The sequence below is a fragment of the Streptomyces smaragdinus genome (assembly GCF_009604385.1).
Taxonomy (GTDB): Bacteria; Actinomycetota; Actinomycetes; order Streptomycetales; family Streptomycetaceae; genus Streptomyces; species Streptomyces smaragdinus.
In genome coordinates this window covers 43,890-57,641 of the sequence record NZ_WEGJ01000031.1, presented here as the reverse complement: position 1 = coordinate 57,641, position 13,752 = coordinate 43,890, and the positions used below count along the sequence as shown (strand labels likewise).

Below are 13,752 nucleotides of genomic sequence, written 5' to 3'. Positions count from 1 at the left end.
GTCCCGCGGCGCCGATCAGCAGGCCCCTCGCCCGTCCGGGTGGGGGGCCTGCCTCGTTCGGAGCACCCAGCGGGTGCAATAAGTATGATTTACATAGTTTTAGGGCATGAGCCACACCCCCCGACGCCGGACGGCGGCGCACGCGAGTTGCGCACTTCTGCTGGTTCCCCTCTCCGCGGGGCTCACTGCCTGTTCGCAGACCTCGCACCCCCTGTCCGCCAAGCCGTACGACGCCTCCACCCAGGTGGAGCTGGCCGGCGCCGCGGCGGACGGATCCAAGAAGGTGGACCCGGGCAAACCCCTCGAGGTACGGGCCACCGGCAGCGGCGGCCGGATCACCGACGTGGTGGCCCGCGACGCCCACGGTCGCTATCTGCGCGGCGAGCTCAGCGAGAACGGCACCCGCTGGCGCTCCGTCACCGCGCTGGCCGCCGACGCCGGCTACACGGTGCAGGTCAGCACCGAGGACGAGTCCGAGGCCCAGGGCCGCCGGACGTACTCCTTCCGCACCGGCGGCTACAGCGGCAAGTCCAAGCCCCTCAAACTGGAGTTCGGTCCGGAGAAGGGCACCTACGGCGTCGGACAGCCGCTCACGGTGAAGCTGAACAAGGGCGTCAAGGACAAGGAGCAGCGCGCCGTCATCGAACGCGGACTGCGCGTCACGTCCACGCCCAAGGTCGAGGGCGCCTGGTACTGGGTCGACGACAAGGAACTCCACTACCGGCCCAAGGAGTACTGGCCCGCCCACTCCAAGGTGACGCTCACCAGCAACCTCGAGGGCATCAAGGTGCGCGAGGGCCTGTACGCGGGCAAAACGGACCCGCTGGAGCTGAAGATCGGCTCCAAGGTGGTCGCCGTCACCGACGCCGGCTCGCACTACATGTCGTTCTACCGCGACGACCGGCTGATCAACGAGATTCCCGTCACCACGGGAAAGCCGGGGTTCGAGACCCGCAACGGCAAGAAGGTCATCCTCGAGCAGGCCTACTACGTCCGGATGAGGGGCGCCTCCATCGGCGTCGCCGGCACGTCCGAGGACTACGACATGGACGTGTACTGGGCCAGCCGCGTCACCTGGAGCGGCGAGTACGTGCACGCCGCGCCCTGGTCCACGGGCTCCCAGGGCGCCGCCAACGTCAGCCACGGCTGCACCGGGATGTCCACGGGCGACGCCGAGTGGTTCTACGAGAACGCCCGCCCCGGCGACATCGTCGAGGTCGTCAACAGCTACGGCGCGGACATGGACCCGTTCGGCAACGGCTTCGGGGACTGGAACGTGTCCTGGAAGAAGTGGCGCGAGGGAAGCGTGCTCACCGCCGGGACGCGCGAAGGGCAGAGCCCGAACGATGCGTCCCGGCTCCGTCCGCAGATCTGACGGCGACGGCCGGACCGCCGGGGGCGACGGGTCCGGCCGTCCGGGCCGGCCGAGGCGCCGGCTACGCGGCGTCGGCGCCCAGGCTCCGGCGCAGCAGGCCCGCCAGGGCGTCGGCCAGCGCCACCGGGTCGACCGGGTGCGGAACGGCCGCCTCCGCGCGGCTCCAGGTCGCCAGCCAGGAGTCCTGGGGGCGGCCGATCAGCAGCAGCACCGGCGGTGCCTGGAAGATCTCGTCCTTCAACTGGCGTGCCACGCCCATCCCGCCGGCCGGCGTCGCCTCGCCGTCCAGCACGCAGACGTCGATGCCGCCCTTCTCCAGCTCCTCCAGCAGGGCGGGGAGCGTCGCGCACTCCACGTACTCCACCGGGGGCAGATCGGCGGCGAGCCGGCGGCCGGCGGCGAGCCGTACCTGCTCGCGGGTGTTGGCGTCGTCGCTGTAGACCAGCACCGTGGCGGTCGACTGCATCGTTCCTCCGGTGTACCTAGCGCTGAGCTGTCCGTGCATCATGTGTCCAAAGGTCCTGCTGGCCGGAGCCTACTCCGCGAGGACCCGTTTGGTGGACCCCTTCACGGGTGCAAGATCGGGTCCCGTACCCGCCCCGAACGGTGCCGGTACGCCGGGCGGGTGACCGCCGTACGGTGGTGCGGCACACCCGGGCGGGGGCCCGACACTCCATTTGGCACCCCCCGAAGTGAGCCGCGGATAAGGGACCGACATAATGTCGGACGTGGCGACAGCAACTGCAGTAGAAACCGGGCACGCGCACCCGTCGGTCAACCGGCCGAACCTCACCAGCGTCGGAACCATCATCTGGCTGAGTTCCGAGCTGATGTTCTTCGCGGCCCTCTTCGCGATGTACTTCACCCTGCGATCGGTGATGGGCGCCGACTACTGGGACAGTCAGACCGAGAGTCTGAACTTCCCGTTCGCGCTCGGCAACACGATCATCCTTGTGCTCTCTTCCCTCACGTGCCAGATGGGCGTGTTCGCCGCCGAGCGCGGCGACGTGAAGAAGCTGCGCATGTGGTTCGTGACCACCTTCATCATGGGCGCGGTCTTCATCGGCGGTCAGGTGACCGAATACGTGACGCTGGTCAAGGAGGACGGCATCTCGCTCTCCTCCGGCCCGTACGGTTCGGTCTTCTACCTGACGACCGGCTTCCACGGACTGCACGTGACGGGCGGGCTCATTGCCTTCCTGCTCGTCCTCGGCAGGACGTACGCGGCCAAGAGGTTCACGCACCACCAGGCCACCGCGGCGATCGTCGTGTCCTACTACTGGCACTTCGTCGACGTGGTCTGGATCGGCCTCTTCGCCACGATCTACATGATCAAGTAACCGGCCCGGCCGGACGCACCTGAAGCACATCGACGTACGAAATCCGACACCGGGGTAGACGTGAAAAAGCTCTCCGCACGACGGCGCCATCCGCTGGCAGCGCTTGTCGTCCTACTTATCGCGCTGGCGGCCACCGGGGGGCTGTACGCCACGTTCGCCCCCGCGGACAAGGCCCAGGCCCAGGGTGAAAGCACCTCGCAGCAGGACAAGATCGAGACGGGCAAGAAGCTCTTCACGGTCGGCTGCGCCAGCTGCCACGGCACCGGCGGACAGGGCACGACCGACGGCCCGCAGCTGGTCGGCGTGGGCGCCGCGGCTGTCGACTTCCAGGTCGGCTCCGGGCGCATGCCGCTGCAGCAGCCCGGCGCCCAGGCGCCGCGCAAGCCGCGCGTGTACAGCGACGACGAGATCGAGGCCCTGGCCGCCTACGTCGCCTCGCTGGGCCCCGGCCCCGCGGTCCCCGAGTCCGCGGCCTACGCCCCCTCGGGCGGCGACGTGGCCCGCGGCGGCGACCTCTTCCGCACCAACTGCGCGCAGTGCCACAACTTCACCGGCAAGGGCGGCGCCCTCACCGACGGCAAGTTCGCCCCGCCGCTGGACGGCGTGGCCCCCAAGCACATCTACGAGGCCATGCAGACCGGCCCGCAGAATATGCCCGCCTTCCCCGACAAGTCGCTGTCGTCCCAGGACAAGCAGGACATCATCGCCTTCCTCGACGAGGTCAACGGCGACGAGGCGCCCAGCGAGGGCGGCTTCGACCTCGGGGGTCTCGGCCCGGTCGCCGAGGGGCTCTTCGGCTGGATCTTCGGCCTCGGCGCGCTCGTCGTGGTCGCCGTCTGGGTAGCCGCGCACACCGCAAAGGCCAAGAAGTCATGAGTAGCGGATCAGAGAACAACATGTCTCCTGAGCACCTGCCGAACGAGCAGGACGCCGAGGGCACGGTAGCCGTTCCGGGCGCGGACCACCCGTTCGCCGACCCGGGCCTGCCGGCGCACCAGCCGCGCAAGCAGGACATCGACGAGAAGGCCGCCAAGCGCTCCGAGCGCGTCGTCGCCTTCCTGTTCCTGCTGTCGATGCTGGCGACCGTCGGCTTCATCGCGAGCTTCGTCGCGTTCCCCGTCGACGACATCCGCTACGTGTGGCCGCTGGGCCACGTCAGCATCCTGCACGTGATGCTCGGCGTGACCATGGGCATCGCACTGTTCTGCATCGGCGCCGGCGCGGTCCACTGGGCCCGCACGCTGATGTCGGACGTGGAGATCGCCGACGAGCGGCACCCGATCGCCGCCGACGAGGAAACCCGCTCCAAGGTCTTCGCCGACTTCCAGCAGGGCGCCGCCGAGTCCGGCTTCGGCCGCCGCAAGCTGCTGCGCAACACGATGTTCGGCGCGCTGGCCCTGGTGCCGCTCACCGGTGTCGTACTGCTGCGCGACCTCGGCCCGCTGCCGGAGGACAAGCTCCGGCACACCCTGTGGGGCAAGGGCAAGCGGCTCATCAACATGAACACCAACGAGCCGTTCAAGCCCGAGGACATCGAGACGGGCTCCCTGTCCTTCGCCATGCCCGAGGGCCTGGAGTACGAGGACCACGACTTCAACACGGAGATCGCCAAGGCGGCCCTGATGCTCGTCCGGATCGCTCCGGATGAGATCAAGGACCAGCAGTCGGCCGACTTCGGTGTCGACGGCGTCCTCGCGTACTCCAAGATCTGCACGCACGTCGGCTGCCCCGTCAGCCTCTACGAGCAGCAGACCCACCACGTCCTGTGCCCCTGTCACCAGTCGACGTTCGACCTGTCCGACGGTGCACGGGTGATCTTCGGCCCCGCCGGCCACCCGCTGCCGCAGCTGCGCATCGACGTGGACGACGAGGGTTACCTCACGGCGCTGGGCGACTTCGAGCAGCCGGTCGGCCCGAGCTTCTGGGAGCGCGGATGAGTACCACGACAACGACGAGCACCCGCCGCGGCAAGGCGCCCGCCGGCGAGAAGATCGCCGACTGGGCGGACGGCCGGCTCGGCATCTACGGCCTGGCCAAGGCCAACATGCGGAAGATCTTCCCGGACCACTGGTCCTTCATGCTCGGTGAGATCTGCCTCTACAGCTTCATCATCGTCATCCTCACGGGTGTCTATCTGACGCTGTTCTTCCACCCGTCCATGGCGGAGGTCGAGTACACCGGCGCCTACGCGCCGATGCACGGCGTGCGGATGACCGAGGCGTACGCCTCCACACTGGACATCAGCTTCTCCACCCGCGGCGGTCTGCTCGTCCGGCAGATCCACCACTGGGGCGCGCTGATCTTCGTGGCCGGCATGGCGCTGCACATGCTGCGCGTCTTCTTCACCGGCGCGTTCCGCAAGCCGCGCGAGCTGAACTGGCTGTTCGGCTTCCTGCTGCTGGTCCTGGGCTGCGTCGCCGGCTTCACCGGCTACTCGCTCCCCGACGACCTGCTGTCCGGCACCGGTGTCCGCTTCATGGAGGGCGCGATCCTGGCCGTGCCGATCGTCGGCACGTACATCGCGATGTTCCTCTACGGCGGTCAGTTCCCCGGCAACGACGTCATCCCGCGGTTCTTCTCGATCCACGTGCTGCTGGTCCCCGGCATCATGCTCGGCCTGCTGGTCGCGCACCTGATCCTGGTCTTCTACCACAAGCACACCCAGTTCGCGGGCCCCGGCAAGACCAACAACAACGTGGTCGGCATGCCGTTCCTGCCGGTGTACATGGCGAAGGCCGGCGGCTTCTTCTTCCTGGTCTTCGGCGTCATCGCGATCATCGCCGGCACGACGTCGATCAACCCGGTGTGGGTGCTCGGCCCGTACCGGCCGGACCAGGTGTCCACCGGCGCCCAGCCGGACTGGTACATGGGCTTCTCCGAGGGCGCCATCCGCGCGATGCCGGCCTGGGAGTGGAACTTCCTCGGTCACACCGTCAACTTTGGTGTGTTCATCCCGCTGGTCGTGGTCGGCATCCTGCCGGCGCTGATCGCCCTGTACCCGTTCTTCGAGTCCTGGCTGACCGGCGACAAGCGCGAGCACCACATGGCGGAGCGGCCGCGCAACGCGCCGACCCGTACGGCGTTCGGCGCGGCGTGGATCAGCGCGTACTTCGTGCTGATGATCGCGGGTGGCAACGACCTGTGGGCCACCCACTTCCATCTGTCGATCAACGCGATCACCTGGTTCGTCCGCGTCGGCCTGTTCGTGGTGCCGTTCCTGGTGTTCGTCTTCACCAAGCGCGTGTGCCTGGGCCTCCAGCGCCGCGACCGCGACAAGGTGCTGCACGGCCGCGAGACCGGCATCATCAAGCGGCTGCCGCACGGTGAGTTCATCGAGGTGCACGAGCCGCTGCCGCAGGGCGAGATGCACCGCCTCACCTCGCACGACCAGTACGCGGCCCTCGAGGCCGGTCCGTCGGTCGACGACAACGGCGTGGTGCGCAAGCAGAGCCTCGTGGAGAAGCTCCGGGTGAAGATGTCGCAGGGCTACTTCGGCGAGGAGAACCAGATCCCGAAGCCCACGGTGAACGAGTACGAGGAGATCACCTCGGGCCACGGTCACCACTGACGGTCTGCACAGCCACCGGCGGGCCCCGGCTCCTCCCCTTCCAGGGAGGCGCCGGGGCCCGTTCGTGTGCCCGCGAGGGCGTCCGAGGGATGGGCTCGCGGCACACGGCGCGTCCGGGCGCCGATAGGCTGCCCGGGACACCGCAACGCCGATCCCGCGCCCGTGGGGCGCCCACGCACAGGAGGGACCGTAATGAGTGCTGCCACACCGGCCGGAGGCGGCCGCACCTGGCCCGATGTGCTGAGCGCGCTGCTGGCCCGCGAGGACCTGACCACCGACGACACCGCCTGGGCCATGGACCGCATCATGCGCGGCGAGGCCACCGACGCGCAGATCGCCGGCTTCGCGGTCGCCCTGCGGGCCAAGGGCGAGACGGTCGGCGAGATGGCCGGCCTGGTCCGTACGATGTACGACCACGCCAATCTGATCGAGGTCCCCGGCCGCACGGTCGACATCGTCGGCACCGGCGGCGACCGGGCCCGTACGGTCAACATCTCCACCATGTCGGCGATCGTCGTCGCCGGCACCGGCGCCAAGGTCGTCAAGCACGGCAACCGGGCCGCGTCCTCCGCCTCCGGGGCCTCCGACGTGCTCGAGAAGCTCGGGGTGAATCTGGAGATCACCCCGGACCAGGTGGTCGAGGTCGCCGAGGAGGCGGGCATCACCTTCTGCTTCGCGGTGAAGTTCCACCCCTCGCTGCGGCACGTCGCCATGGCGCGCAAGGAGCTCGGCGTCGCCACGCCGTTCAACTTCCTGGGCCCCCTCACCAACCCCGCCCGCGTCGGCGCCCAGGCCACCGGCGTCGCCGACGCCCGGATGGCGCCCATCATGGCCGGGGTGCTGGCCGAACGGGGCTCCTCCGCGCTGGTCTTCCGCGGCGACGACGGCCTCGACGAGCTGACGACCACCGCCACGTCCCAGGTGTGGGTGGTACGCGACGGCACGGTCACCCGGCAGACGTTCGACCCGCGCGACATCGGCATCGAGCTGGTCCCCGTGGAGGCCCTGCGCGGCGCGGACGCCTCGTACAACGCGGACGTCGCCCGCCGGCTGCTCGCCGGTGAGACGGGGGCCGTACGGGACGCGGTGCTGCTCAACTCGGCGGCGGCGCTCACCGCGCTCGACCCGACGGACGCGCCGCTGGCGGAGCAGCTCGCCGCGGGGATGGCGCGGGCGGCGCAGTCCATCGACTCGGGGGCCGCGCAGCGCACCCTGGAGCGGTGGGTGGCCGCCACCAACGCCTGACGTTCCTCCGGCGGTAGCCCGCCCCCGCGTTCCCGCACCGCCGTCCGGCCTCCGGACGGCGGTGTTGCGCGTCGGTGATCAAGTGGCATACTGCTGTGCAGGTCACGAGTGACAGCGATTCAGGCCCCGGCCCGCTGTCCGGCAACCCTCCGTCCGTGGCGGGGTGCCCCGGGTGATGACCGGGCCGCAGACAGCCGTCTGCGGCAAGCGCGGATCCCTCCGAGATCGCCAGGGGTCCTGGTCGTCGAGGAGATGTGTCATGTCCGTGTATCCCGCTGCCCTCGCCCCCTCCCGTGCCGTGGTCCCGGCCGCCCCGTCGGCCTCGTCGGCCGAACTGCCCGTGCTCGGGCGGGACGTGCGGGTGCCCGTGCTCTCCGGGGAGCTGCCGTACGCGGCGCTCGACTACGCCGCCAGCGCGCCCGCCCTGCAGCGGGTCTGGGACGACGTGGCCGCGTATCTCCCGTACTACGGCAGCGTGCACCGCGGCGCCGGATACCTCTCCCAGCTGTCCACCGAGCTCTTCGAGGCGAGCCGGGCCACCGTCGCCGCGTTCCTCGGCTGCCGGGACGGGGACCAGGTGGTCTTCACCCGGTCGACCACCGACTCGCTGAACCTCCTCGCCGCCGTACTGCCCGCCGGGACCCGGGTGTTCGTCTTCGAGACCGAGCACCACGCGGCGCTGCTGCCCTGGGAGCGGCGCCCCGACGTCACCGTGACCTATCTCGACGCGCCCCGCTCCCCCCGCGAGGCGGTCGGCGTCCTCGAGGCCGCCCTCGCCACCCGCGGCGACGACGGCCCGGCGCTGGTCTGCGTCACCGGCGCCTCCAACGTCACCGGCGAGGTGTGGCCGGTACGCGAACTCGCCGCCGCCGCGCACCGGCACGGCGCCCGCATCGCCCTGGACGCCGCCCAGCTCGCCCCGCACCGCCCGGTGTCGGTCACGGACCTCGGCGTCGACTGGGTCGCGTTCTCCGGACACAAGCTGTACGCCCCGTTCGGCGCCGGCGTCCTCGCCGGGCGCGCCGACTGGCTGACCGAGGCCGAGCCGTACCTCGCGGGCGGCGGGGCGAGCCGGACGGTCGCCCGGCGGGCGGGGGGCGGGATCGACGTCGCGTGGCACACCTCGGCGGCCCGGCACGAGGCCGGCTCGCCGAACGTGGTGGGCGCCCACGCCATCGCGTCGGCCTGCAAGGCGCTGACGGAGGCGGGCTTCGGGGCGCTGGTGGCCCGCGAGGAGCGGCTGCTGGGGCGGCTGCGGGAGGGGCTGGCCGCGATCCCGGCCGTGACGGTGCTGTCGCTGTTCGGGGAGGACTCCGACCGGGTCGGCGTGCTGTCGTTCACCGTCGCGGGCCAGGACAGCTCCGCCTTCGCCCGGGAGCTGTCCGCCCGCTACGGCATCGGGGTCCGCGACGGTTTGTTCTGCGCGCACCCCCTGGTCCGTACGCTGCTGGGCACCGACCGCGACGAGCCGGCCGGCTGCCACGAGCCCGCCGACGGCGTACCGGCCGGGAGCCCGCTGCACGCGATCCGGGTCAGCTTCGGCGCCGGCACGCCGGAGGAGCACATCGAGCGGTTCCTCACGGCGGTGGCGGAGCTGACGGCGGGCTGAGCCGTTACTCGTCCAGGCCGATGGCGAACGCGGCCTCGAGGTCGTGCTGCGAGTAGGTGCGGAAGGAGATGTGGGTCTCCGTCGCCTCGACGCCCGGGACCTTGCTGATCCGGCCGGGGATGACGTCCGCCAGATCGTCGTGGTGGGCCACCCGGACCAGCGCGATGAGGTCGTGCGCCCCGGTCACCGAGTACACCTCGCTCACCCCGTCGAGCGCGGCGATCGCCTCGGCGATCTCCGGGATCCGGTCCACGCTCGTCTTGATGAGCACGATCGCAGTAATCATGACCGCTCGTCTCCGCTCCGCCGCTCCGCTGCACATGTACGGCACGCCCGCACGAACGGCACTCTATCCGGCCGCCCTCTTCGGGCGTGCGGGCCGTTAGGGTTGCACACGAGACCCGACTACCGAGGACGGAACAAGGCGATGGCGGTACCCGTACCCACGGCGGACACCCGATGGCGCTGCGCGCTGTGCGGGAACCTCACGCGCTTCGACGTCACCCGTTCGTCCCGGTCGGTGGAGTACGTGCATCTCGACCTGGCCGGTGAGCCGAAGGTGGAGGAGCGCGAGGTCCTGAGTGAGACCATCGAGTCCGTGCGCTGCCGCTGGTGCAACGCGGTGGACCGGATCGAACTCGTCGCCCGCCCCGGCGGCGCGGAATCCTGACCGAGGCGGGTGACAGGCGGCGTGGTGGAACGTACCGGCGGTGCGGACACCTCGCCGGACGAGCAGACGACGTCCGGCGAGGCGCTCGACCGTCCGCTGCCCGAGCCCGTACGGCGCCGTGTCATCGCGCTGGCGGGGGAGTGCTTCGGCGGGCTGACGGTCGCCGAGCTGCCCACGCAGCTGCGGCAGTACGCGCGCTTCACCCCGTCCCGGCGGGCGAAGTTCGCGGGGAACGCGATGGCGGCGGCGCTGGAGAACGAGCCGGTGTTCCGCCAGCGCATCGCGGTGAAGCTGCGCGAGCTGCAGCCGGAGCTGGCCGCGGCGGTGGAGAGCGGCAGCCTGCCGGCCGCCGCCGACCCGGTGGACGTGGCCGCGCTGGCGTACGTGCTGCGGCCGGAGGGCTGGGTCAAGCTGATCGCCGCCGCCGGCGAGGAGGAGCAGCGGGCCCACGCCGAGCGGGTCGACGAGGAGACCGGCCGGGAGCTGGAGCGGCTGCGCGAGGAGCTGGCCGCCGCCCGGTCCACGGCCCGCAAGGAGGCCGAGCGGGTACGCGGCGAGCACGACGCGCTGCGCCGGGAGAGCGACGCCCTGGCCCGTAAGCTCCGCTCCGCGATGAGCGACGTCAAACGGGGCGAGGCGGCGGTGCGCAAGCTGGAGGCCGAACTGGCCGCCGCCCGCGCCGAGGCGGCCACCCAGCTGGGGGCGGCCGAGGGCGAGTCGCGGCGGCTGCGGTCCCGGGTCGCGGAGCTCGAGGCGTCGGTGGAGGCCGGCCGGCGGGCGGTGCGCGAGGGGCGGTCGGTCGAGGACATGCGGCTGCGGCTGCTGCTCGACACGGTGCTGGACGCCGCCCAGGGGCTGCGCCGCGAGCTGGCGCTGCCCCCGGCGGCCAGCCGGCCCGCGGACACCGTCTCGGCGGTCGCGCCCGGGCAGATGTCGCCCAGGGACATCGCCGCGCGGGCGCTGTCGGAGACCGACCCGGCGCTGCTGGACCAGCTGCTCGCGCTGCCCCAGGCGCATCTGGTGGTGGACGGCTACAACGTCACCAAGACCGGCTATCCCACGATGCCGCTGGACAAGCAGCGGCTGCGGCTGCTCGGCGGCCTCGCCGTGCTCGCCGCCCAGACGGGCGCCGAGATGACCTGCGTGTTCGACGGGGCGGAGCTGGCGGCGCCGGTGCTGCTCGCGCCGCCGCGCGGGGTGCGGGTGCTGTTCAGCAAGCCGGGGGAGACGGCGGACGAGCTCATCCGGCGGCTGGTACGGGCGGAGCCGCCCGGCAGGCCGGTGGTGGTGGTCTCCACCGACAAGGAGGTCGCCGACGGCGTCGCGAAGGCCGGCGCCCGGCCCGTCGCCTCGGCGCTGCTGCTGAAACGCCTTGCCAGAACGTGACGTTACGGGGTGCCGTGACCCTCGTACGCGCTTGATCGCTTTCAGCCCGGCAAGGTGTTGAACGGGGCGAATGTCCGAATAGGCCCGCGAGAGACGGGGTTCGGGCCGCTGTGTCCATCGCGCGCCGTCAAGTGCTTGTCACTGCCTGTGCGATGTGAGTAAAGAAACGCGTTTCGCGGGCAGAAAATCGCCGCAAGGATTTGATCCGATCACAACTACATCACTAATGTCGGCCTCGAACCTTCGTACAGTCGATCACCCACACGGGGTGGCGACGAAGGTCCCGCCCAACCGCGGCCCCATCGCGGCGAGGCGGCTGAAGGAAGAGGAGCTCGCCTCCGTGGCGTCCCACCGTCGACCCAAGGCCCCGAACCGCACCCGCGTGTCCATCCTCACCGCCGGTGCCGCGGCGGCCGTCGCACTGACCTCCCAGGCGGCTCACGCCGAGCCCTCCAAGAGCGAGGTCAAGAAGAAGGTCGACGCGCTCTACGAGCAGGCGGAGGCGGCGACCGAGAAGTACAACGCCGCCAAGGATCACCAGGAGAAGCTCACCGACCAGGTCGAGAAGATCCAGGACCAGGTCGCCCGCGGCCAGGAGGAGCTCAACGAGCTCCGCGACGGACTCGGCGCCCTCGCGGCCGCCCAGTACCGCGGCGGCGGCGTCGACCCGTCCGTCCAGCTCTTCCTCTCCTCCGACCCGGACTCCTACCTCGACAAGGCGTCCGCGCTGGACCAGCTCGGCACCAAGCAGGCCGACGCGCTCAAGCAGATCTCCGCCAAGCAGCGCACCCTGACCCAGCAGCGTCAGGAGGCCGGCCAGAAGCTCCAGGACCTCGAGCAGACCCGCACCGAGCTCGGCAAGCGCAAGGCCGAGGTGCAGAAGAAGCTCTCCGCCGCGCAGGAAGTGCTGAACAAGCTGACGGCCGCCGAGCGGGCGGAGCTCGCCGAGGCCAACGCCGCCAGCCGCAGCACCTCCCGCCCGGACCTGGGCAACGCCCCCGCGTCCTCCTCGCGCGCCTCCGCGGCCCTGTCCTTCGCCGCCTCCAAGGTGGGCCTGCCGTACGTGTACGGCGCCACCGGCCCCAGCTCCTTCGACTGCTCGGGCCTGACCTCCGCCGCGTACGCCTCCGCCGGCGTCGGCATCCCGCGTACCTCGCAGGCCCAGTACAGCGGCGCGGGCACCCAGATATCGGAGAGCCAGCTCGCCCCCGGCGACCTGGTCTTCTACTACAGCGACCTGCACCACGTCGGCATGTACGCCGGCAACGGCCAGATCGTGCACGCCTCGAACCCGACCACCGGCATCACCTACGCGCCGCTGCACAGCATGCCGTACATGGGCGCCGTCCGGGTCGGCTGACCCCGACTGCGACATGCCGCCCGTACGAGGGAATCCCGCGTACGAAGGGTGACGCCCCGGGGCGGTGGTGACCTGCGGGGGTGGCGGAGCGTCACTTCCCGTCCCCCGTACGGTCCTTGGCCCCGGTGCGAGCGCGCCCGTTACATTCTCCGGCGTGTCATCTCACCGACGACCCACCCAGTCCGGCGCCCTCCCGGCCGTCCGCGGACTGCGCGCCACCGTGCTCACGGCGGCCGCGGCCACCGCGGCGGCCGCGCTCGGCGGCTCCCTCGCCTCCGCCGCCCCCGAGGCCCCGCCCGCGAGCCCCGAGACACGGGTGCAGGAGCTCTTCGCGCAGGCCGAGCGGGCGACCGAGAGGTACAACGCGGTCAAGGAGCGCGTGGACCGGCTGAACGACCGGGCGCGGCGGCTGCAGGACCGGGCCGCCCGCGGCGCCGAACTCCTCGCCGCGATGCGCGGCGACCTCGCCGCGGTGGCCGGCGCCCAGTACCGCTCCGGCGGCGTCGACCCGCAGCTGAGCCTGCTGCTGTCGGAGAACCCCGAGGGCTATCTGGAGCGCGCCGCCACCCTGGAGCGCATCAGCAGCCTGCAGAGCGGCCGCCTGCACCGGCTGCAGCGCACCCAGCGCACGCTGGCCCGCGAGCGCGCGGAGGCCACCGGCGTCCTCGAGGACCTGGAGCGCACCCGCGAGGACCTCGCCCGCGACAAGCAGGCCGTGAACGACCGGCTGACCGAGGCCCGCCGCCTCGCGGCCACCCTCCCCGGCATGGACCGCCTCGCCGCCGGCCGCGGCGCCTGGTCCGACTTCCCCGGCTACGGCTCCGCCGTCCCGTCCTCCGCCCGCGCCGCGACGGCCGTCGCCGCCGCCCGCCGGGCCGTGGGCACCCCGTACGTCTGGGGCGGCAGCGACATCGGCGGCTTCGACTGCTCGGGCCTGACGCAGTGGGCGTACCGCGCGGCGGGCGTGGCGCTGCCCCGCACCTCGCAGGGGCAGCGGTACGCGGGCCGCCAGGTGCCGCTGCGCCAGGCGCTGCCCGGTGACCTGGTCACGTACCGCGGGGACGCCAGCCACGTCGGGATGTACATGGGCAACGGCCAGGTCGTGCACGCGCCGTATCCCGGCGCGCGGGTGCGGTACGACCCGGTGGACATGATGCCGATCGCCTCCGTCACCCGGCCCTGACCATTCCGTCCTGCCC

13 protein-coding genes and 1 riboswitch are annotated in these 13,752 nt (G+C 71.5%); of the genes, 11 read left to right on the top strand and 2 right to left on the bottom strand.

The genetic code is table 11. The features are described 5' to 3' along the window. The first annotated feature begins 106 nt into the window (after positions 1 to 106). Positions 107 to 1,375: a L,D-transpeptidase gene (locus tag SRB5_RS27510; protein ID WP_153456133.1), complete on the top strand. Its 1,269-nt coding sequence runs from the start codon at positions 107 to 109 to the stop codon at positions 1,373 to 1,375. Positions 1,376 to 1,436: 61 nt separating this feature from the next. Here SRB5_RS27510 and SRB5_RS27505 read toward each other — a convergent pair whose 3' ends face one another. After that, positions 1,437 to 1,841 carry a hypothetical protein gene (locus SRB5_RS27505; RefSeq protein ID WP_153456132.1) on the bottom strand — a complete coding sequence of 135 codons (405 nt, stop codon included), beginning with the start codon at positions 1,839 to 1,841 and terminating at the stop codon, positions 1,437 to 1,439. A 253-nt stretch (positions 1,842 to 2,094) separates the two neighbouring features. Between SRB5_RS27505 and ctaE the strand changes: the two genes are divergently transcribed. From ctaE to SRB5_RS27475, 6 genes are all read left to right on the top strand, one after another. After that, positions 2,095 to 2,715, top strand: coding sequence for an aa3-type cytochrome oxidase subunit III (gene ctaE, locus SRB5_RS27500; protein WP_153456131.1), 621 nt, complete (start codon positions 2,095 to 2,097; stop codon positions 2,713 to 2,715). 60 nt (positions 2,716 to 2,775) lie between these two features. Next, positions 2,776 to 3,591, top strand: coding sequence for a cytochrome bc1 complex diheme cytochrome c subunit (qcrC, locus tag SRB5_RS27495; RefSeq protein WP_323378567.1), 816 nt, complete (start codon positions 2,776 to 2,778; stop codon positions 3,589 to 3,591). Between the two features lie 20 nt (positions 3,592 to 3,611). Beyond that, positions 3,612 to 4,652 (top strand): cytochrome bc1 complex Rieske iron-sulfur subunit, encoded by a 1,041-nt coding sequence (gene qcrA, locus SRB5_RS27490; protein WP_228390490.1) that lies wholly within the window; start codon positions 3,612 to 3,614, stop codon positions 4,650 to 4,652. After that, positions 4,649 to 6,283: a cytochrome bc1 complex cytochrome b subunit gene (qcrB, locus tag SRB5_RS27485; RefSeq protein ID WP_153456129.1), complete on the top strand. Its 1,635-nt coding sequence runs from the start codon at positions 4,649 to 4,651 to the stop codon at positions 6,281 to 6,283. Before qcrA ends, qcrB begins: the two co-directional genes overlap by 4 nt. Before the next feature lie 192 nt (positions 6,284 to 6,475). Continuing rightward, positions 6,476 to 7,528: an anthranilate phosphoribosyltransferase gene (gene trpD, locus SRB5_RS27480; protein ID WP_153456128.1), complete on the top strand. Its 1,053-nt coding sequence runs from the start codon at positions 6,476 to 6,478 to the stop codon at positions 7,526 to 7,528. A gap of 100 nt (positions 7,529 to 7,628) precedes the next feature. After that, positions 7,629 to 7,744: riboswitch (SAM riboswitch) on the top strand. A 43-nt stretch (positions 7,745 to 7,787) separates the two neighbouring features. Next, positions 7,788 to 9,137, top strand: coding sequence for an aminotransferase class V-fold PLP-dependent enzyme (locus SRB5_RS27475; protein ID WP_153456127.1), 1,350 nt, complete (start codon positions 7,788 to 7,790; stop codon positions 9,135 to 9,137). A gap of 4 nt (positions 9,138 to 9,141) precedes the next feature. Here SRB5_RS27475 and SRB5_RS27470 read toward each other — a convergent pair whose 3' ends face one another. Beyond that, a complete protein-coding gene (locus SRB5_RS27470) occupies positions 9,142 to 9,423 on the bottom strand; it encodes an Lrp/AsnC family transcriptional regulator (RefSeq protein ID WP_153456126.1) in 282 nt (93 codons plus the stop codon). Positions 9,424 to 9,564: 141 nt separating this feature from the next. Here SRB5_RS27470 and SRB5_RS27465 point away from each other — a divergent pair, with 141 nt between their 5' ends. The 4 genes from SRB5_RS27465 to SRB5_RS27450 all read left to right on the top strand — a co-directional run bounded on the left by SRB5_RS27465 (position 9,565) and on the right by SRB5_RS27450 (position 13,736). Beyond that, positions 9,565 to 9,807: a hypothetical protein gene (locus SRB5_RS27465; protein ID WP_153456125.1), complete on the top strand. Its 243-nt coding sequence runs from the start codon at positions 9,565 to 9,567 to the stop codon at positions 9,805 to 9,807. Between the two features lie 21 nt (positions 9,808 to 9,828). Then, complete coding sequence (locus SRB5_RS27460) at positions 9,829 to 11,193, top strand: NYN domain-containing protein (protein ID WP_323378566.1); 1,365 nt, start codon at positions 9,829 to 9,831, stop codon at positions 11,191 to 11,193. Positions 11,194 to 11,533: 340 nt separating this feature from the next. Continuing rightward, positions 11,534 to 12,553: a C40 family peptidase gene (locus SRB5_RS27455; RefSeq protein WP_323378582.1), complete on the top strand. Its 1,020-nt coding sequence runs from the start codon at positions 11,534 to 11,536 to the stop codon at positions 12,551 to 12,553. Positions 12,554 to 12,707: 154 nt separating this feature from the next. Next, a complete protein-coding gene (locus tag SRB5_RS27450) occupies positions 12,708 to 13,736 on the top strand; it encodes a C40 family peptidase (RefSeq protein ID WP_323378565.1) in 1,029 nt (342 codons plus the stop codon). The last annotated feature ends 16 nt before the right edge of the window (positions 13,737 to 13,752 follow it).

Bases quoted from the DNA above. Each gene is read 5' to 3' on its own strand.
- qcrA (WP_228390490.1), top strand. From the start codon at position 3,612: ATGTCTCCTGAGCACCTGCCGAACGAGCAGGACGCCGAGGGCACGGTA.
- trpD (WP_153456128.1), top strand. From the start codon at position 6,476: ATGAGTGCTGCCACACCGGCCGGAGGCGGCCGCACCTGGCCCGATGTG.
- SRB5_RS27470 (WP_153456126.1), bottom strand. From the start codon at position 9,423: ATGATTACTGCGATCGTGCTCATCAAGACGAGCGTGGACCGGATCCCG.
- ctaE (WP_153456131.1), top strand. From the start codon at position 2,095: ATGTCGGACGTGGCGACAGCAACTGCAGTAGAAACCGGGCACGCGCAC.
- SRB5_RS27510 (WP_153456133.1), top strand. From the start codon at position 107: ATGAGCCACACCCCCCGACGCCGGACGGCGGCGCACGCGAGTTGCGCA.
- qcrB (WP_153456129.1), top strand. From the start codon at position 4,649: ATGAGTACCACGACAACGACGAGCACCCGCCGCGGCAAGGCGCCCGCC.
- SRB5_RS27475 (WP_153456127.1), top strand. From the start codon at position 7,788: ATGTCCGTGTATCCCGCTGCCCTCGCCCCCTCCCGTGCCGTGGTCCCG.
- SRB5_RS27505 (WP_153456132.1), bottom strand. From the start codon at position 1,841: ATGCAGTCGACCGCCACGGTGCTGGTCTACAGCGACGACGCCAACACC.
- SRB5_RS27465 (WP_153456125.1), top strand. From the start codon at position 9,565: ATGGCGGTACCCGTACCCACGGCGGACACCCGATGGCGCTGCGCGCTG.